The 17,244-nt window shown below is 67.4% G+C and carries 16 protein-coding genes and 4 pseudogenes; 12 read left to right on the forward strand and 8 right to left on the reverse strand.

The window, feature by feature from the left end:
* Window positions 1-71: 71 nt before the first annotated feature.
* The 7 genes and pseudogenes from Y694_RS26425 to cydP form a co-directional block, all read right to left on the reverse strand.
* Window positions 72-206 (reverse strand): hypothetical protein, encoded by a 135-nt coding sequence (locus Y694_RS26425; RefSeq protein WP_255343761.1) that lies wholly within the window; start codon window positions 204-206, stop codon window positions 72-74.
* A gap of 24 nt (window positions 207-230) precedes the next feature.
* On the reverse strand, window positions 231-479 hold the full coding sequence (locus Y694_RS04530) for a cyd operon YbgE family protein (protein WP_011829428.1): 249 nt from the start codon (window positions 477-479) through the stop codon (window positions 231-233).
* Window positions 480-526: 47 nt separating this feature from the next.
* Window positions 527-661, reverse strand: coding sequence for a cytochrome bd-I oxidase subunit CydX (gene cydX, locus Y694_RS23150; RefSeq protein WP_081771270.1), 135 nt, complete (start codon window positions 659-661; stop codon window positions 527-529).
* Between the two features lie 12 nt (window positions 662-673).
* Entirely contained in the window at window positions 674-1,237 is a 564-nt protein-coding gene (gene petA / locus Y694_RS04535) for a ubiquinol-cytochrome c reductase iron-sulfur subunit (protein WP_036230218.1), read from the reverse strand.
* Between the two features lie 34 nt (window positions 1,238-1,271).
* Window positions 1,272-2,414: a cytochrome d ubiquinol oxidase subunit II gene (gene cydB, locus Y694_RS04540; protein WP_036230220.1), complete on the reverse strand. Its 1,143-nt coding sequence runs from the start codon at window positions 2,412-2,414 to the stop codon at window positions 1,272-1,274.
* Window positions 2,415-2,424: 10 nt separating this feature from the next.
* Window positions 2,425-3,980: pseudogene (locus Y694_RS04545) on the reverse strand (cytochrome ubiquinol oxidase subunit I).
* Window positions 3,977-4,189 (reverse strand): cytochrome oxidase putative small subunit CydP, encoded by a 213-nt coding sequence (gene cydP / locus Y694_RS04550; RefSeq protein ID WP_036230224.1) that lies wholly within the window; start codon window positions 4,187-4,189, stop codon window positions 3,977-3,979. The pseudogene Y694_RS04545 and the gene cydP overlap by 4 nt, the downstream one beginning before the upstream one ends.
* A gap of 604 nt (window positions 4,190-4,793) precedes the next feature.
* On the opposite strand from cydP, the gene Y694_RS04555 reads away from it, so the two are divergent.
* Together Y694_RS04555 and Y694_RS04560 are read left to right on the forward strand one after the other, a co-directional pair.
* Window positions 4,794-5,240, forward strand: coding sequence for an OsmC family protein (locus Y694_RS04555; RefSeq protein WP_036230227.1), 447 nt, complete (start codon window positions 4,794-4,796; stop codon window positions 5,238-5,240).
* 63 nt (window positions 5,241-5,303) lie between these two features.
* Window positions 5,304-6,257: a C4-dicarboxylate ABC transporter gene (locus Y694_RS04560; RefSeq protein ID WP_231497533.1), complete on the forward strand. Its 954-nt coding sequence runs from the start codon at window positions 5,304-5,306 to the stop codon at window positions 6,255-6,257.
* A gap of 36 nt (window positions 6,258-6,293) precedes the next feature.
* Here Y694_RS04560 and Y694_RS04565 read toward each other — a convergent pair whose 3' ends face one another.
* Complete coding sequence (locus tag Y694_RS04565; protein ID WP_051495568.1) at window positions 6,294-7,568, reverse strand: sigma 54-interacting transcriptional regulator; 1,275 nt, start codon at window positions 7,566-7,568, stop codon at window positions 6,294-6,296.
* A gap of 364 nt (window positions 7,569-7,932) precedes the next feature.
* On the opposite strand from Y694_RS04565, the gene Y694_RS04570 reads away from it, so the two are divergent.
* The 10 genes and pseudogenes from Y694_RS04570 (at window position 7,933) to Y694_RS04610 (ending at window position 17,069) form a co-directional block, all read left to right on the forward strand.
* The gene (locus Y694_RS04570) at window positions 7,933-8,121 is read left to right on the forward strand and encodes a DUF2892 domain-containing protein (protein WP_036230230.1); all 189 of its coding nucleotides are present in this window, start codon (window positions 7,933-7,935) and stop codon (window positions 8,119-8,121) included.
* Between the two features lie 26 nt (window positions 8,122-8,147).
* Window positions 8,148-9,031: pseudogene (locus Y694_RS04575) on the forward strand (MBL fold metallo-hydrolase).
* Window positions 9,032-9,118: 87 nt separating this feature from the next.
* Complete coding sequence (locus Y694_RS04580; protein WP_036230234.1) at window positions 9,119-10,786, forward strand: bifunctional protein tyrosine phosphatase family protein/NAD(P)/FAD-dependent oxidoreductase; 1,668 nt, start codon at window positions 9,119-9,121, stop codon at window positions 10,784-10,786.
* A gap of 119 nt (window positions 10,787-10,905) precedes the next feature.
* A pseudogene (locus Y694_RS25435) lies at window positions 10,906-11,957 on the forward strand (SulP family inorganic anion transporter); the annotation flags it as partial.
* A gap of 222 nt (window positions 11,958-12,179) precedes the next feature.
* Window positions 12,180-12,575: a sodium-independent anion transporter gene (locus tag Y694_RS25440; protein WP_231497535.1), complete on the forward strand. Its 396-nt coding sequence runs from the start codon at window positions 12,180-12,182 to the stop codon at window positions 12,573-12,575.
* A gap of 959 nt (window positions 12,576-13,534) precedes the next feature.
* A complete protein-coding gene (locus Y694_RS04590) occupies window positions 13,535-14,104 on the forward strand; it encodes a DUF3299 domain-containing protein (protein WP_036230275.1) in 570 nt (189 codons plus the stop codon).
* Window positions 14,101-14,472 carry a hypothetical protein gene (locus tag Y694_RS24685; RefSeq protein WP_011829424.1) on the forward strand — a complete coding sequence of 124 codons (372 nt, stop codon included), beginning with the start codon at window positions 14,101-14,103 and terminating at the stop codon, window positions 14,470-14,472. Before Y694_RS04590 ends, Y694_RS24685 begins: the two co-directional genes overlap by 4 nt.
* Before the next feature lie 116 nt (window positions 14,473-14,588).
* Complete coding sequence (locus tag Y694_RS24690; protein ID WP_051495563.1) at window positions 14,589-15,092, forward strand: DUF2796 domain-containing protein; 504 nt, start codon at window positions 14,589-14,591, stop codon at window positions 15,090-15,092.
* Window positions 15,089-15,799: an ABC transporter ATP-binding protein gene (locus Y694_RS04605; RefSeq protein WP_011829422.1), complete on the forward strand. Its 711-nt coding sequence runs from the start codon at window positions 15,089-15,091 to the stop codon at window positions 15,797-15,799. The genes Y694_RS24690 and Y694_RS04605 overlap by 4 nt, the downstream gene beginning before the upstream one ends.
* A pseudogene (locus Y694_RS04610) lies at window positions 15,796-17,069 on the forward strand (ABC transporter permease). The gene Y694_RS04605 and the pseudogene Y694_RS04610 overlap by 4 nt, the downstream one beginning before the upstream one ends.
* The last annotated feature ends 175 nt before the right edge of the window (window positions 17,070-17,244 follow it).

Genomic DNA, 17,244 nt, shown 5'->3' on the forward strand with positions numbered 1-17,244 from the left:
ATGTCAATTTACAGATGGGTCTCCCGCATGTGGTTGCGACTGCTGCGCCTGGCTCTCTACGGCTGGTGGACTCAGGTGAAGTCTGTGTCACAGATCGCCATCTTTAGGTGACCAACGGATGCGATGACAACGGCTTCTGCCGTGTCGTCGTCAGCCAGCAGGTAGCCCATGGCGCCGCTGGCCCCCTCGTGCAACAGTTTGAACATGGTTTGCGTGCCTTCGGTCGGCACTCATGCCGCCCATCGAGCCACAGCGGCCGCTGCCAGCGCTACAGCGCAAGCCCAGCCAGAAAAGATCCACCGCCAGGTCCTGTGGTGCGGGACGAACCCCACACCACGAATGAATCCGGCACTCATGGCCCAGAACAGCAGCGTAGCCAAGCCGTGGTCGGCATGACCCGACGCCTTGGCCATCATCAGCGGATACACCGTACCGCCGACCATGATCGTCAGCCCGACCGCCAGGCTGGGCAGATGCATGGACGCCCCATCGGGTGCTGCGTCACGGTGGTCTGACAGCGAACGACTCACGGCAGATCCGTGTCACCCAGGGCGTGCCTTCCAGCGGCTGCGCGCGCAGCCTCGTTCTCACCCCACATCGCGTTCATGATGGCCAGCAGCACCGCGAAGCCGACACCGAGGACCCAGGCGAAGTACCACATGACATGTCCCTTTCAGGCGGCGTCTTCGCCGATGAGGATGCGCGAGTCGCTCGCGTAGCGATAAGGCGGAACTTCGAGGTTCGCTGGCGCCGGCTTGTTCTTGAAGACACGCCCTGCTCCACCGAAGGTTGAGCCGTGGCAAGGACAGAAGACGCCACCGGGCCAGTCATCAGGGAGACTGGGATTCGCGGCGCCGACCGCACGCGCTTCGTTGCGCGCATAGGCGGCTTGCTGGTCCTTCTGGGACTGCGGATCCACGAGCTGGGCATCGTGGCCCTGCAGGGCTGCCAGCATGGCGGGCGTACGCTTCACGACCCAGACGGGCTTGCCACGCCATTCCACGGTCTTGCTGCCTCCGGTGGCCATGTCGGACAAGTCCACCTCCACCGGACCGCCCGCGGCTTTGGCCCGCTCACTGGGCGCGAAGGTGGGGACAAAGGGAACGGCTGTGGCCAGGGCTGCGACACCGCCAGCCGCACCGGTGGCAATGAGCCACTGCCGCTTGTCAGGATCGTGCGGAGTTGCGTCAACCGATGCGCGGGCGCCCGGGCATGCAAGGGGGAGTGTCGGGTTCATGGTTCGGCTCCTGGCCACGGCCGAGAAAGTGGCATCAGTACGCGTTGTGTTCATTCGCGCGGATGTGGGCCACGGTGACCTTGCCGCGCATCACCCGGTAGGCCCATGACGTGTAGAGCACGATCAGCGGCATGAAGACCAGCGTGGCAGCCAACATCAGGCCTAGCGTCATGGGGCTGGACACGCTGTCCCACACCGTCAGGCTCGCGTTGGGCATGCTCGACGAGGGCATGATGAACGGGAACATGGCGGCGCCAGCCGTGCCCACCACACCGACGATGGCCAGTGCTGAAGCCACAAAGGCAGCCAGCGTCCGGCGCAACGTCACGAGCCCGGCTGCCAGCAACGCACCTGCGATACCCATGGCCGGCAGCAACCAGATCAAGGGCTGCCGGGCATAGTTGAGCCACCAGCCGTCAGCGCTGCGCACCACCGTCTTGGCCAAGGGGTCGGGCATGGCGGCCGGGTCCAGCACCGACGTGATGACGAAGCCCTGGATGTCGCCGATGCGCAGCCACACCCCTGCAGCCACGAAGGCCAATGCCATCAGCAGGGCAGCGCCGACAGCGCCCCGCGCCGCGCGCCGCTGGATCTCGCCCTCGGTGCGGTGCGCGAGGTACATGCCGCCGTGCATCGTGATCATCGCGCTGCTCACCACACCGGCCAGCAGCGCGAATGGGTTGAGCAACTGCCAGAAGCTGCCGGCGTAGGTGCTGACGAGGTAGTCGTCGAAACCGAAGGGCACGCCCTGCAGCAGGTTGCCGAAGGCCACGCCGAAGATCAATGGCGGCACCGCGCCGCCGATGAACAGGCCCCAGTCCCAGGTGCTGCGCCACGTGGCGTTGTGGATCTTGCTGCGGTAGTCGAAGCCCACAGGGCGGAAGAACAGCGCCCACAGCACCGCCAGCATGGCCCAGTAGAAGCCGCTGAACGCGGTGGCATAGACCAGCGGCCAGGCTGCAAAGATGGCGCCGCCACCGGTGATGAACCAGACCTGGTTTCCGTCCCAGTGCGGGCCGACGGTGTTGATGACGACGCGGCGTTCTTCATCGCCGCGACCGACGAAGGGCAGCAGCGTGCCCACGCCCATGTCGTGGCCGTCCATGATGGCGAAGCCGACCAGCAGCACGCCGACGAGCAGCCACCAGATCACCTTGAGGGTTGGATAGTCAAGCATCGCGGTTCCTTCAGGCGTGAGCCGGCTCGAACTGGTAGCGGCCGGTGCCGAGGCTGCCCGGACCCTGACGCGCGAACTTCTGCATGAGGTAGACCTCGACGATCAGCAACACCGTGTAGAAGCCGACGAAGCCGGCCAGCGAGCCATAAAGGCTGTTCACGCTCAGCGTCGACACGCTCAGGTGCGTGGGCAGCACGCCATAGATCGTCCAGGGCTGGCGGCCGTACTCCGCCACCACCCAACCCAGTTCGCAGGCCAGCCAGGGCGCCGGCAGCATCCACACAGCCCACTTCAGCAGCCAGGGCTTGCCGGTGCAGGCGCCCTTCAGCGTGCTCCAGAAGGCCAGACCGAAGAGCAGCAGCATGGCCATGCCCAGCGCCACCATCAGGCGGAAGCTCCAGAACATCGGCGCCACCCGCGGCACGGTGTCGTTGACCGCCCGGTCGATGATGTCCGGCGTGGCTGTCCTGACGTCAACCACGTACTTCTTCAGCAGCAGACCGAAGCCGAGGTCGGCCTTGTGCCGCTCGAAGGTCTCCTTGGCCGCGACGTCATCGCGGTGCTTGCGCAGGGCTTCCAGCGCGGTCACCGCCACGATGCCGCCTTCAATGCGTTGACGGTTGCGCGCCTTGATCTCGCGGATGCCGGGAATCTCCTTGCTGATGCTGCGGGTGCCGATCAGCCCCATCACCCACGGCACCTCGATCGCCCAGTCGTTCTTCTGCGCTGCCTCGTTGGGCCAAGCCACCACATTGAAGCTCGCCGGCGCAGGCTCGGTCTCCCACATCGCTTCGATGGCCGCCATCTTGGTCTGCTGGGCCTCGCCCACCGTGTAGCCGGACTCGTCACCCAGCACGATCACGCTCAGCGTCGAGGCCAGGCCGAAGGCCGCGGCCACGCGGAAGCTGCGCTTGGCGAACTCGACGTCGCGGCCCCGCAGCAGATACCAACTGGAGACCGACAGCACGAACATGGCCCCGGTCACGTAGCCGGCCGACACCGTGTGCACGAACTTGGCCTGGGCATCTGGTTGAAGACGACGGCCCAGAAGTCCGTCATCTCCATGCGCATGGTCTGGTAGCTGAACTCGGCGCCGACGGGGTTCTGCATCCAGCCATTGGCGATCAGGATCCACAGGGCGCTGAGGTTGGTGCCGATGGCCATCAGCAGCGTGACCATCAGGTGCTGCGTCTTGCGCAGGCGATCCCAGCCGAAGAAGAACAGGCCGATGAAGGTCGACTCGAGGAAGAAGGCCATCAGCCCTTCGATGGCCAGCGGGGCGCCGAAGATGTCGCCCACGTAGTGCGAGTAGTAGGCCCAGTTCGTGCCGAACTGGAACTCCAGCGTGATGCCGGTAGTGACGCCCAGCGCGAAGTTGATGCCGAAGAGCTTGCCCCAGAAGCGGGTCATGTCCTTCCAGATGACGTTGCCCGTCATCACGTAGACGCTCTCCATGATCACCAGCAGCCAGACCATGCCAAGGGTGAGAGGCACGAAGAGGAAGTGGTACATCGCCGTGGCCGCGAACTGCAGCCGCGACAAGTCGACGAGTTGCTCGGAAATCACTGGGGATGCTCCTGTCTTGTTGTCGGTGAGTTCGGCTGCCGGGTGGCCGAAGGGGTTGTTGGTGCCACGAGATGCGCAGCCGTCTGCTCGCTGCCGGCATCGACCGAGCTGTCGCGAACAAAGGTCCACCACAGCACGGCGAGCACGGCCAGCTTCACCGCCACGGCAGTGGTGAGGTGGCGCAGCAGTCGACTGTCATCGCGGTTCATGGGCTCCCTCTCTCCAAGTTCCGTGCCACCGCCCCCCCATGCCGTCGGCAAAGCGGCGATGCTTGCGCGCCCAGCAGGTGAGTTCGCGTTGTGGCGGTCTGCTCCCAATGCGAAGTCGAGCGTGGCCGTGACTGCCAAAGCGCGTCGCGACGCTGCCAGTCAAGGGCACTTGGCGGTGCTCTTGGCAGCGTTCGGCAGTGATTGACTTGTCGGCAGCAGCGCCTGCAATGGCACCGACTTGCGTCAGGCTTCCCTGTCTTCCGAGGAAGGAATTCGCATCAGCCAGACGCCATGCGTTGGGTCGGAGCCGCTCACACCGCTGGCATGAGATTCGCAGATACAGGGCATGGCGTAGGTGCAAACGGCCGAGTGGTGTCGTGCTCCTGCTGCCTTGGAGTCAGGGCTCGAGCCATGGACCTTCCCCGTTCCGAACCGCAGCCGCAACTCGCGAGGGCCGGTGCCTCGACCGGCGGCTACGACGCGGCCGTGCCGATCGCTTCTTCTGTACCAAACACAGAGGAAGACCCACCCTCGCTCCATCGCCAACCGATTCTCGCGCTGCCGCTTTGAACGCTCGACACCCCACCCCCGAGGAGACACCGCCATGAGCGAATCCACCCCGAGCGTCTGCCTGACACAAGTGCAGGACTACCAGTTCGACGTCGGCTTCGGCACGCCGGGCCCTGCACTGCGCGCCGACGAACCGCCACCGCTGGGCCAGGGCGGCGGTCCTTCGCCCGTTCAGCTGCTTGCTGCCGCGGTGGGCAACTGCCTCAGCGCCTCACTGCTGTTCGCACTGCGCAAGTTCAAGCAGGCACCGGAGCCCCTGTCCTGCAGCGTGCACGCAGACGTCGGGCGCAATGCCGAAGGCCGCATGCGCGTGCTGGCCATGACCGTCCGGCTGACTTTGGGCGTTCCTGCCGCCCGCCTCGAACACCTGGAACGCGTGCTCGCCACCTTCGAAGCCTATTGCACCGTCACGCAAAGCGTCAGCCCAGCGATCCCGGTGACGGTCGAAGTCTTGGATGCCCTCGGGGCCCACCTCAAGTGACGAGCACGCGGCCATGAGCACGGTTCGTTCGCCCCTGAAGCACCTGGCGCCCGGCTGGTATGCATGGTGATGGGCCTGGCGGGGCTGTCGCTGGCCTGGCATGCTGCCGCGCCTGTGCTGGGCGATGGCGCAGGTGCTGGCGCCCTCGTGATCGGCGCCACCGCTGCGCTTGTGTTCGCCGCGCTGCTTGCGGCCAGCCTGTGGCGCCTTCATCGCCACCCCGACGCCTGGGCCGACGACCTCAAGCACCCGGTGCGGCATGTGTTCCTGGCCGCCGTGCCCATCGCGTTGCTGCTGCTCGTCACAGCCGCGGTGTCCGCCGGACTCGGAGGTCCCGTGCTCGAAGCGCTGTGGTGGACGGCATCGCTGCTTCAACTGTCGATCACCGCCTGGGTGATGTCGCGCTGGTGGCGCAGCGGCCCCGGCGGCGGACTGCCTTGGGCGAGCCTGACGCCGGCTCTCTTCATCCCGATCGTCGGCAACGTGCTCGTGCCCCTCGCGGGCGTGCCGCTGGGCCGAGCTGAGTGGTCGGCTGCGCAGTTCGGCATCGGCGCGCTGTTCTGGCCGGTGGTGCTGGTGCTGCTGCTCGTGCGACTGGCGAATCAGGGCCTTTGGTCCAAGCGACTGTTGCCGACGACCTTTATCTTCATCGCGCCGCCGGCAGCCATCGGTTTGTCCGCGCTGCGCTTTGGCATCACGCCGCTGGTGGTCTGGGGCTCGTGGGGCGCAGCACTGTTTGCGCTGCTCTGGGTGACGCCCCTCTTGCGCCGCATCGCGGACCAGCCCTTCGGCATGGCGCACTGGGGCATGAGCTTTCCGATGGCCGCCTTCACGGCGTTGACACTTCGCCTGGCACCGACGGGGCCCCTGAGCGTGCTGGGCATCACGCTGCTGGCTGCCACATCGCTGCTGATCGCTGCACTCGTGCTGGCCACTCTTCGCGGGTTGCGCGACGGCAGCCTCCTGGCACCCGAAACCGTGCCCATCAGCGCAGGCGCCGGCATGGCGCCGGCCTGACGTCGATGTCCGCCAGCGTGCTTCGGCGGCCAGCCCTCAGACCAGGCCCAGCGCCTTCAGGCGTCGGTAAAGGGTGCGTTCGCTCAAGCCCGCCTGGCGCGCCAGTTCCTTGCGTGTGCAGCGCGAGGTCTCGGCGAGTCGGCGCAGGTCGGCGTCGCTGATCTCCCCACCGCGCGCGACGGTTCCGGCTGGTGCCGAGGCAGGGGCCGGGATGGCGACCGGGTGCGGTCCGTCGCCACTGAGAGACTCGGGAAGATGTTCAACTCGCACGATGCCGTCATCGGCAAAGAGGCGGGCACGGTCCAGCACGTTGCGCAGCTCGCGGATGTTGCCCGGCCAGTCATGGGCCTGCAATCTCGCCATCGCCTGGGCGTCGACCGATATGCGATGCTTGACGGGCCCGCCCCGTTGCAGGAAGGAATCCACCAGCATCGGGATGTCGTCCGCGCGCTCGCGCAACGGCGGCAGGTGGATCGGAAACGCGCTGATGCGGTAGTAGAGGTCCTGGCGGAAGCGGCCGTCGGCCACCATCTGCTGCAGCGGCTTGTGGGTGGCGGCCACCAGGCGGAAGTCGGCTTGCTGGGACTCGATCGAACCCACGCGACGGAAGGTGCCCGACTCGATCAAGCGCAACAGCTTGACCTGCATCGACAGCGGCACGTCGCCCATCTCGTCGAGAAACAGCGTGCCGCCCTTGGCCGTCTCGACCAGACCGGGCTTGCGCGCATTGGCACCCGTGAAGGCGCCCTTCTCGTAGCCGAACAGCTCGCTTTCGAACAGCGTCTCGGTCAGCCCCGAACAGTCGACCACGACGAAGGGGCCGTTCGCACGCGGACTGGCCTCGTGCACCGCACGCGCGAACAGTTCCTTGCCTGTACCCGATTCGCCCAGCAACAGCACCGGCAGCGTGGACGGCGCCACGCGCTGTACCGCCGCCAAAGCGGTGTTGAAGGCTGCTGCCCGCCCGACGAGGCCATCGGAACTGGGTCGGGCCGAGGCGCTGCGGACGGTGGCCAATCGCTCCACGTAGGCCACCACCTCCCGCTGCGCGCCGAGGATGGGGCGCAGTTCCACGTCCACGTGCTCCGGGCCACGCGGCGTGTGGTGGATGTGCAGCACCCGATCCGGGCCCTTGAGCTCGAAGGCCTTGCGCATCGGGCAATGCTCGCCCGCCTGGTCGCATGGCACGTCGTAGTGATGCGAGACGCGGAAGCACTTGTGCCCGATGTAGGGCTTGTCCACCGTTCCGAACTGACGTTGGTAGGCCGTGTTGGCGGCCAGGATGTTGTAGTCCGGGTCCAGCACGATCATCGGTTGCGCCTCGTGCTCGAGGAACGAGATCAGGGCCTGGACCTGGGGCTCAGTCCGCAGGGCAGCCGATTCGATCGGAATGTGCGCAGGGGTCTTGGTAGGCATGTTGGGCGGCAGGTTGCGGTGATTGTGCGCGCTGCTGCCAGCACTGCCAATCCGGGTCCATCACACTGCCATGCCTCACTGCCAGAGGCCGCCCTGGCATCGCCGAAGTTCTCGCCAACGGTCCGCGGCGGAAAGAAACTCGTTGCCAATCAATGACTTGGAAGACGGCACTGATTTCGACGGGGGATGGCACGCGTCTTGATCAGGAACAGGGTGTGGCTGCCGCCACGCCTGTCAAACAACCCACTGGAGACCGAGCATGAAGACGAACGAAGGCAGTGTGGATCGCGTGTTGCGCATCGTCGCAGGTCTGGTCCTGATCGGCCTGGCTGCCACCGGCAAGGTGGGCTTGTGGGGCTACATCGGCGTGGTGCCGCTGCTCACCGGCGCGGTCGGCTGGTGCCCGCTCTACACCGTGCTCGGCATCAAGACTTGCCCGACGCACTGATGCATCCGCTGAACAGGAGACCGCACATGCCCAACCGCAGCGCCCTGCAAGTCGAAGGTTTCTTCGACCCCGCCACCTGGACGGTCAGCTACATCGTGCTCGACAAGGGCACGATGCAATGCGCGCTGGTCGACAGCGTGCTCGACTACGACCCAAAGTCGGGCCGAACCTCGAACGCCAGCGCCGACCTCCTCATCGCGCGCGTGCGCGAACTTGGCGCCACGGTGCAGTGGATCCTGGAGACCCACGTCCATGCCGACCACCTGTCGGCCGCGCCCTACTTGAAGCAGGAACTCGGTGGCCAGCTCGGCATTGGCCAGCACATCACCACCGTGCAGAAGGTCTTCGGCAGCCTGTTCAACGCCGGGGCCGAATTCGCCCACGATGGCCGCCAGTTCGATCACCTCTTCAGCGATGGCGAGACCTTCCACATCGGTGGCATGGAGGCGCGCGCCATGCACACGCCGGGGCACACGCCGGCCTGCATGACCTATGTGATCGGCGACGCCAACCAGACCGCCGCCTTCGTCGGCGACACGCTCTTCATGCCCGACTACGGCACGGCACGCTGCGACTTCCCCGGCGGCGACGCGCGCACGCTGTTCCGGTCGATCAACAAGGTGCTGAGCCTGCGCCCGAAACCAAGCTCTACATGTGCCACGACTACCAGCCCGGCGGTCGCGAAGTGCAGTACGTCAGCACGGTAGCCGAAGAACGCGAGAAGAACGTGCACGTGCGAAATGGAATCAGCGAAGAAGAGTTCGTCGCCATGCGCCATGCACGCGATGCCACGCTGGGCATGCCTACGCTGATCCTGCCGTCGGTGCAGATCAACATGCGCGCGGGCCAGCTGCCCGAGCCGGAATCGAACGGCACGCGCTACATCAAGATCCCCTTGAACGCCGTGTAGAGCGTTTCCGCCGCTGCAGGCCGCCATCAGAGCGACCGCTTGCCATTTCAACGATGCGTTTCAGCGATTGCTCAGGAGACAAACCCCATGGACATCCGAACCCTTACCGGCGAACTGTCGGTCGCCCCGCAGATCGTTGCCTTGGATCTCAAGGCGCTGGCCGACGCGGGTTTCAAGTCGATCATCTGCAACCGGCCCGACGGTGAAGGCGCCGACCAGCCCAACTTCGAAGAGATCGAACGCGCGGCCGGCCAGCACGGCCTGCACAGCCGCTACCTGCCAGCCGAGTCGGGCAAGGTCACCGACGAACAGGGCGCGGCCTTCGGTGCGCTGATGGCCGAACTGCCCAAGCCGGTTCTCGCCTACTGCCGCACCGGGATGCGTTCGACCACGATGTGGGCGCTCTCGCAAGCCGGCCAAATGCCGCTGCCGCAGATCATCGAAAAGTCCTCGAAGGCAGGTTTCGACCTCAAGGGCGTGGTTCGCCGCATCGTCAACGGGGGCAAGACGCCGGTGGAAGTGGCCGATGCCACTCACGAGGTCGTCATCATCGGTGGCGGTGCCGCGGGCATCTCAGTGGCGTCCAGCCTGTTGGCGCGCAGCCCGGGCCTGGACATCGCCATCATCGACCCGGCCGACATCCACTACTACCAACCCGGCTGGACCCTGGTGGGCGCGGGCGTGTTCGACCCGGCCACCACCGCGCGCACGATGGCCAGCGTGCTGCCACGCGGCGTGCACTGGATCAAGTCCGCCGTCGCCGCCTTCGAGCCCGAGCGCGACGCCGTCATCCTCGATGGCTGCCGGGTGGTGAAGTACAAGCAGCTGGTGGTCTGCCCGGGCCTCAAGCTCGACTGGCATGGCATCGAAGGCCTGGCTGAATCACTCGGCCGCAATGGCGTGACCAGCAACTACCGCTACGACCTGGCTTCCTACACGTGGCACCTGGTGCAGCAGCTGCATCGTGGCAAGGCCATCTTCAGCCAGCCGCCGATGCCCATCAAGTGCGCCGGTGCGCCGCAGAAGGCCATGTACCTGTCGGCCGATCACTGGAAGCGCACGGGCGTACTCGGCGCCATCGACATCCAGTTCTGCAACGCCGGTGCGGTGCTCTTCGGCGTGGCCGACTACGTGCCGGCCTTGATGGAGTACGTCAAGGCGTATGGCATCGGGCTGAACTTCGGGCAGACGCTGGTCTCGGTCGACGGTCCTGGCAAGAAGGCGGTGTTCAGCAAGGCCAACGCTGACGGCACCAAGGAGCTGATCACGCGCGAATTCGACATGCTGCACGCCGTGCCGCCGCAGAAGGCACCTGACTTCATCCGGGTCAGCCCGCTGTCCGACGCAGCGGGCTGGGTCGACGTGGATCCGGGCACGTTGCGGCACAAGCAGTTCGCCAACATCTTCGGCCTGGGCGACGTGACCAACACCAGCAACGCCAAGACGGCTGCAGCAGCCCGCAAGCAGGCGCCGGTGGTGGCGCACAACCTGCTCGCGGCGCGGAGCTCTGCCAAGGGTGATGCCAAGTACGACGGCTACGGCTCCTGCCCTCTCACGGTCGAACGCGGCAAGATCGTGCTGGCCGAGTTCACCTACGGCGGCAAGGTGGCTCCGAGCTTCCCGAAGTGGGTGATCGACGGAACCAAGCCGTCCGCTCTGGCCTGGTACCTGAAAGAACGTGTCCTGCCGCCGCTGTACTGGGACGGCATGCTCAAGGGCCGAGAGTGGCTGGCCCAGCCTGAGATGGTGGGCTGATGGCGACGGGATTCGCATGGCGGCAGGCGCTGCCTTCTCTGCCCCTGCTCGAGTGGGGCCGGCGCTACGACCGCGAGACGCTGATGGGCGACGGCGTGGCGGCGCTGATCGTTACCATCATGCTGATCCCGCAGAGCCTCGCCTACGCCTTGCTGGCGGGCCTGCCCCCTGAGGTGGGCTTGTATGCCAGCGTGGCCCCGTTGCTGCTGTATGCGGTGTTCGGCAGCAGCCGGGTGCTGGCTGTCGGCCCGGTGGCGGTGGTGTCGTTGATGACCGCAGCGACGGTCGGCGAACACGCCGCGGCGGGAACTGCCGCCTACTGGCAGGTGGCCATCACCCTGGCCTTCCTGTCGGGCGCGATGCTGCTGGCCATGGGCCTGCTGCGCCTGGCTTCATCGCCAACTTCCTCAGCCATCCCGTGATCTCAGGCTTCATCACGGCTTCGGGTCTGCTGATCGCAGCCAGCCAAGTGAAGACGCTGATGGGCGTGAAGGCCGAGGGGCACAACTTCGTCGACCTGCTCGCGGCACTGGCGCGCCAGGCGTCCAACACCCACTGGCTGACGCTGACGGTTGGCGTGCTCGCCACTGCATTCCTGTTCTGGGTGCGCAAAGGGCTGAAACCCCTGCTGATGCGCTGGGGCATAGGACCCAAGGTCGCCGACATCATCACCAAGGCCGGCCCGGTCGCAGCCATCGCCATCACCACCAGCCTAGCCTGGGGCCTGGGCTGGCGGGAACAGGGCATGAAGATCGTCGGCGCCATCCCGCAGGGACTCCCACCCTTGACGCTACCGACCTGGGACGCCGCGCTATGGCGTGAACTTGCCGTCCCGGCGCTGCTGATCAGCGTGGTGGGCTTTGTCGAGTCGGTCTCGGTGGGCCAGACCTTGGCCGCCAAGCGCCGCCAGCGTATCGAGCCCGACCAGGAACTGGTGGCGCTGGGCGCCAGCAACCTGGGCGCGGCCTTCACCGGCGGCTTCCCCGTCACCGGCGGTTTCGCTCGCTCCGTGGTGAACTTCGATGCTGGCGCGCAGACGCCTGCTGCCGGCGTCTTCACCGCTGTCGGCATCCTGCTGGCCACGCTGCTGCTGACCCCTGCGCTGTACTTCCTGCCGCAGGCCACGCTGGCCGCCACCATCATCGTGGCCGTGCTGTCGCTCGTGGATTTCGGCGTCCTCAAGCGCACCTGGTTCTATTCCAAGCCGGACTTCGTCGCCGTGGCCGCCACCCTGCTGGTCACACTGGCCGTCGGTGTCGAAACAGGGTTGCTGGTGGGTGTGGGCGTGTCGCTGGCACTCCACCTGTGGCGCACCAGCCGGCCACACATTGCCACGGTGGGCCTCGTGGCTGGCACCGAGCACTTCCGCAATGTGCTGCGCCATCCAGTTCGTGTGAGCCCGGCGCTGCTCAGCCTGCGCGTCGACGAGAGCTTGTACTTCGCCAATGCCCGCAGCCTGGAAGACCGTGTCAACGACGCTGCCGCTGCGCAGCCCGCGCTGCGACATGTGGTGCTGCAGTGTTCGGCCATCAACAACATCGACGCCAGCGCACTTGAAAGCCTGGAAACCATCGAGCACCGCCTGCGAGACGCCGGCATCGCGCTACATCTGTCGGAGGTGAAAGGCCCGGTGATGGACCGTCTGAGGACCACCGAATTCCTGCGCCATCTCAGCGGCCAAGTGTTCCTCACGCACTTCCAGGCCGTCGCCGCACTGACTCCCGACGTCCTCAACGGCACGGCAACGGCAACCCCGACCACCCTCGACCGAGAACCCAGCCATGCCTGACAACGAAACGATGCAGATCGAGATCGACAACCTCAAGTGCGGCGGGTGCGCGAATTCAATCGTCAAGGGTCTGAGCGAGCTTGACGGCGTCAGCGGCTGGCCTCTACACCACCGGGATGCCCTCCCCAGCCTGGCGAGCCATGCATCTACGGCTACTGGCCGAGCTGCCCACCAGCACGCCGGCGCTCCACTGGGGCGACGTCGACGAGGGCGGCTTCGGATCGCGGCCCTCCTGAATCGGTGCGCAGCCGAGGCCGGTCACACCCTGCAGCCGTGGAAGATGCGTCTCGCGGACGTGCCGGACGGCAGGACAACGGGATCAACCGAGCAGGGAGTGACAATGGCAGCCAACGCAATCAATTTCCGCGGGGTCAGTTCTGGGTGAGCGTCAACAATCTGGGCAAACCGCCGTGGATGGGTGGCACAACAATCACCTCAAACTGGCGCTGTCACACAAAGTTCGCCCACATTGGCGCTGTCACACAACTGTGCGGTTGCCTTCGGGCAGGCAAGAGTTGTGCACCACGGGTCCTGATCCCTTTAGGATCAACCACTTAGGTTGCCCCGCACAACCCAACGATTACCTGAACCCATCAATTTCCTCGGTCGATCCGGCCGAGATGCGACAACACCCCACTGATCCGAGCGCGCGCCAGACGCTCAGTCGCTCGGAGGGGAACGAGCCCCAGTGGGCATGCTCTCGCGTGAGACCTCGCAGCAGGACCCAGGTGCTCATGCGCAGGATGCTGGTGCGCAACGGCACATGCCGTTCGGCGTCGCACGCATTGTCCAGGGACGGACATGCCGCGGCGTGCCATCACCGGGACTCATCGTGCGCCGCCACGTTGCCCGAACGTAAAGGCAGGCTGGCCGCTGGCTGACGACCGCGCGCCCAGCGGGGCGCCGCGGGGCGGGCATTGCGCAGATGTGGCGTAATGGGCGCCTTCGCGAGACCGACGATGGAACGACGCCCCTTCCTGCGTGCCTTGAGCGCTGCCGCCGTCGCCGCCACGGGCGGCGGGTTGACCGTTGCACTGCGCGCCGCGCCCGGCGATCAGATGCGCACCATCTCCTGGGACGACCTGGTGCCGCCCGATTGGGACCCGTCCAAGCAGATGCGCGAGGCGACCAATGGCGTCAGCATGTTCAGCGATGCCGATCCGCGCGCACGCGATGCGATGAAGGCGATGCGCGAGATCTGGGACACCGCGCCGACCGTGGGCGCGATGGACGGCAACCTCGTCAAGCTGCCCGGCTACATCGTGCCGCTCGAGGAAGTGAAGGGCGAGCTCAAGGAGTTCCTGCTCGTGCCTTACTTCGGAGCCTGCATCCACACGCCGCCGCCGCCGGCCAACCAGATCATCCACGTCGTTATGACGCAGCCGGCCAAGGGCTATCGCTCGATGGACGCGGTGTGGATCAGCGGCAAGCTGACGATCGCGCACCGCGAGGACGCGGCCATGGGCGCGAGCGGCTATCGCCTGCAGGCCGGCGCGATCGAGCGCTACGTGGCGAAGCCGCGGCCATGACGCGTTGCGCCGCGATTGCGACCGACCCCCTGCGCCGCCGCGCGCTGAACGGCGCCGTGCTGGCGCTGGCCCTGGCCCTGCTGCTGCCCTGGCTGCAACTGTCCGCGCTTCAGCACGGCTTCGGCCACGTGTTCCACGACCGTGCGGCGTTCGCCGCCGTGCAGGGCGCGCCCGACACCGGGCACGACGAGACGTGCTGCGCCACCTGCGTGGCCGTCGGTGCCGTCCTCGCGTGCGCGCCGTTCGCGGCGCTGCCCGCCACGGTGCTGCTGGCGAGCGTCGACGACGTGGTCACCGTCGTGTCGCCGCGACCTGCCGCGACGCCTTCGCGCATCCTGCGCAATCGCGGTCCGCCCAGCGCCGGCTGAGCCCGTCGACCGCGCGCACCGGCGCGCGTTGCACCTTGCCCCGCGATGTCGGGGCGACGCAAGCCTGGAGACCACCCCATGATGACGAAACGATCGGTCCGTCGGACCGCCGGCGTGTGCTCGCGCTCGGCACGGCATTGGCCCATGCCCATGGCACGGCGCACCAGCACGGCGTCGCCAAGCTCGACGTCGCGGTCGAGTCCAACCGCGTGACCTTCGAACTCGATACACCACTGGACAACCTGATCGGCATCGAGCGCGCGCCGCGCAACGACGCCGAGCGAAAGCGCGCCGACGCGGCGGTCGCGACGCTGCGCGACGCGGCCAAGCTGTTCGGATTCGATCCGGCCGCGCAGTGCCGGCAGCAGGACGTCGAGCTGACGGCCCCGGTGCTCGGACTGGGCGCCGCCGCAGCGCCGTCCGAGCAAGGCGAGCACGCCGACCTGGAGGGCCGCTTCGTGTTCGCCTGTGCCGACACGGCGCGCGCGAGCCAGGTCGACATCGGCCTGTTCAAGGCGTTCCCGAAGCTGCAGCAGCTCGACGTCCAGGTCGCCGGGCCGCACGGTCAGTCGCGCCAGACGCTGAAGCGACCGGCGAACAAGCTCACGCTCGTCAAATGACTGCAGCCACGATCGAGCTCGAGGCGCTACGCTACGCTTGGCCGGGATCCGCCGAGGACACGCTGGCGATTGACGCGCTGGCCATCGACGCCGGCGCCAGCGTATTCCTGCACGGCCCCAGCGGTAGTGGCAAGAGCACGCTGCTGGGCCTGCTCGCCGGCGTGCTGCTGCCGCGTGTCGGCGAGGTTCGGCTGCTCGGCCAGTCGTGGAGCGCACTGTCGGGCGCGCGTCGCGACGCTTTTCGCGCCGACCACGTCGGCTACGTGTTCCAGCAGTTCAACCTGTTGCCCTACCTCAGCACGCTCGACAACGTGCTGCTCGCCTGCCGCTTCTCGGCCCAGCGCGCGCACCGGGCCGCGCAGCTTGCCGGCAGCACCTCGGCGGGTGCCGAGCAGTTGCTGGGGCAAGTCGGTCTGCCGCGCGCGCTGTGGTCGCGCCCTGCGGCACAGCTCTCGGTCGGCCAGCAGCAGCGCGTCGCGGCAGCGCGCGCGCTGATCGGCTCGCCCGAGATCGTGATCGCCGACGAGCCGACCTCGGCGCTCGACGCCGACCTGCGCGACGGCTTCATGGACCTGCTGCTCGGCGAATGCCGCCGCGCCGGCAGCACGCTGGTCTTCGTCAGCCACGATGAGCGCCTGGCCGCGCGCTTCGACCGGCGCGTGTCGACGGCGCAGCTGCATGGCGTGCGCAAGGAGGCCGGCGCATGAAGCCGCTCGTCTCGATCGCCTGGCACAGCGCCTGGCACCGCCGCTCCACGCTCGTGCTGGTCGTGCTGTCGGTCGCGCTGGCGACGCTCCTGCTGCTGGGCGTCGAGCGCCTGCGCAGCGACGTGCGCGAAAGCTTCTCGCAGTCGGTCAGCGGCACCGACCTCGTGGTCGGCGCGCGCACCGGCTCGGTCCAGCTGATGCTGTACGCGGTGTTTCGCATCGGCGGCGCGACCAACAACATCCGCATGAGCAGCCTCCGCGATCTCGCCGCGCTGCGCGGGGTCGACTGGGTCGTGCCGCTGTCGCTCGGCGACTCGCACCGCGGCTTCGCAGTGCTCGCGACGACGCCGGCCTACTTCGAGCGCTTCCGCTACGGCGACCGCCAACTGCTCGCGCTCGCGCAGGGCCGTGCGTTCAACGCCGACGCGGCGGATCTCTACGCGACCGTCCTCGGCGCCGACGTCGCCGAGCGCCTCGGCTACCGCCTCGCCGATCGCATCACGCTGAGCCACGGCGCCGGCACGATCCCCGGCGCCGAGCATGCCGATAAGCCGTTCACGGTGGTCGGCATCCTCGCGCGCACCGGCACGCCGGTCGACCGCACGGTGCACATCGGCATGGAGGGCATGGAGGCGATCCACGTCGACTGGGTCGCCGGCACGCCGCTGCCGGGCATGCGCGTGACGGCCGACGAGGCGCGCAAGCTCGACCTCACGCCCAAGCTGGCGACCGCGGCGCTGGTCGGCCTGAAGAGCCGCAGCGCGGTGTTCGGCGTGCAGCGCGCAGTGGCGGACTACGAGGCGAGCCGCTGATGGCGGTGCTGCCCGGCGTTGCGCTCGACGAGCTGTGGGACGTGATCGGCGCCGGCGAGCGCGCGATGCTCGGCATGTCGGTGATCGTCGCGATCGTCAGCCTGGCGGGACTGGTGTCGGTGGTGCTGGCAGGGCTCAACGAGCGGCGCCGCGAGCTGGCGGTGCTGCGCGCGGTCGGCGCGGCGCCGCGCCACATGCTGTTCCTGCTGGCCATCGAGGGCGCGCTGGTCACCGCGGCGGGCGTGTGCGCGGGCATCGTCGCCACGGCGATCGCGGTCCTGCTCGCCGGGCCGTGGCTGCAGCAGCAGTTCGGCATCACGCTGTCGCGCTCGGCGCCCGGGTCCTCGCAGTGGCTGCTGATCGGCGGCGTGCTGGCCGCGGGCTGGCTCGCCAGCCTGATGCCGGGCTGGCGCGCCTACCGGCTGTCGCTGGCCGACGGGCTGTCGCCGCGCGCGTGATCGATCAGTGTTGTCGGACGGCTCCCATCGTTCGCACGTTCGCTGGTCGATTCGGCGCCGATACTGCTGCGCGTGGACCCCTCGCACCCAGACTTGTTCGGCATTGACTCATCGACCCGGCCCGGCCTGGCAGAGCGCGCGGTACGACGAGGGTTCGAGCCGTTGAAGCCGATGC

It is taken from the genome of Methylibium sp. T29-B (genome assembly GCF_000576225.1).
Taxonomy (GTDB): domain Bacteria; phylum Pseudomonadota; class Gammaproteobacteria; order Burkholderiales; family Burkholderiaceae_C; genus Methylibium; species Methylibium petroleiphilum.

Bases quoted from the DNA above. Each gene is read 5' to 3' on its own strand.
- Y694_RS04530 (WP_011829428.1), bottom strand. From the start codon at position 479: ATGCATCTGCCCAGCCTGGCGGTCGGGCTGACGATCATGGTCGGCGGT.
- Y694_RS04605 (WP_011829422.1), top strand. From the start codon at position 15,089: ATGACTGCAGCCACGATCGAGCTCGAGGCGCTACGCTACGCTTGGCCG.
- Y694_RS04570 (WP_036230230.1), top strand. From the start codon at position 7,933: ATGAAGACGAACGAAGGCAGTGTGGATCGCGTGTTGCGCATCGTCGCA.
- petA (WP_036230218.1), bottom strand. From the start codon at position 1,237: ATGAACCCGACACTCCCCCTTGCATGCCCGGGCGCCCGCGCATCGGTT.
- Y694_RS04565 (WP_051495568.1), bottom strand. From the start codon at position 7,568: ATGATCGTGCTGGACCCGGACTACAACATCCTGGCCGCCAACACGGCC.
- Y694_RS04555 (WP_036230227.1), top strand. From the start codon at position 4,794: ATGAGCGAATCCACCCCGAGCGTCTGCCTGACACAAGTGCAGGACTAC.
- Y694_RS04590 (WP_036230275.1), top strand. From the start codon at position 13,535: ATGGAACGACGCCCCTTCCTGCGTGCCTTGAGCGCTGCCGCCGTCGCC.
- Y694_RS24685 (WP_011829424.1), top strand. From the start codon at position 14,101: ATGACGCGTTGCGCCGCGATTGCGACCGACCCCCTGCGCCGCCGCGCG.
- cydX (WP_081771270.1), bottom strand. From the start codon at position 661: ATGTGGTACTTCGCCTGGGTCCTCGGTGTCGGCTTCGCGGTGCTGCTG.
- Y694_RS26425 (WP_255343761.1), bottom strand. From the start codon at position 206: ATGTTCAAACTGTTGCACGAGGGGGCCAGCGGCGCCATGGGCTACCTG.
- Y694_RS04560 (WP_231497533.1), top strand. From the start codon at position 5,304: ATGGTGATGGGCCTGGCGGGGCTGTCGCTGGCCTGGCATGCTGCCGCG.
- cydB (WP_036230220.1), bottom strand. From the start codon at position 2,414: ATGCTTGACTATCCAACCCTCAAGGTGATCTGGTGGCTGCTCGTCGGC.
- cydP (WP_036230224.1), bottom strand. From the start codon at position 4,189: ATGAACCGCGATGACAGTCGACTGCTGCGCCACCTCACCACTGCCGTG.
- Y694_RS04580 (WP_036230234.1), top strand. From the start codon at position 9,119: ATGGACATCCGAACCCTTACCGGCGAACTGTCGGTCGCCCCGCAGATC.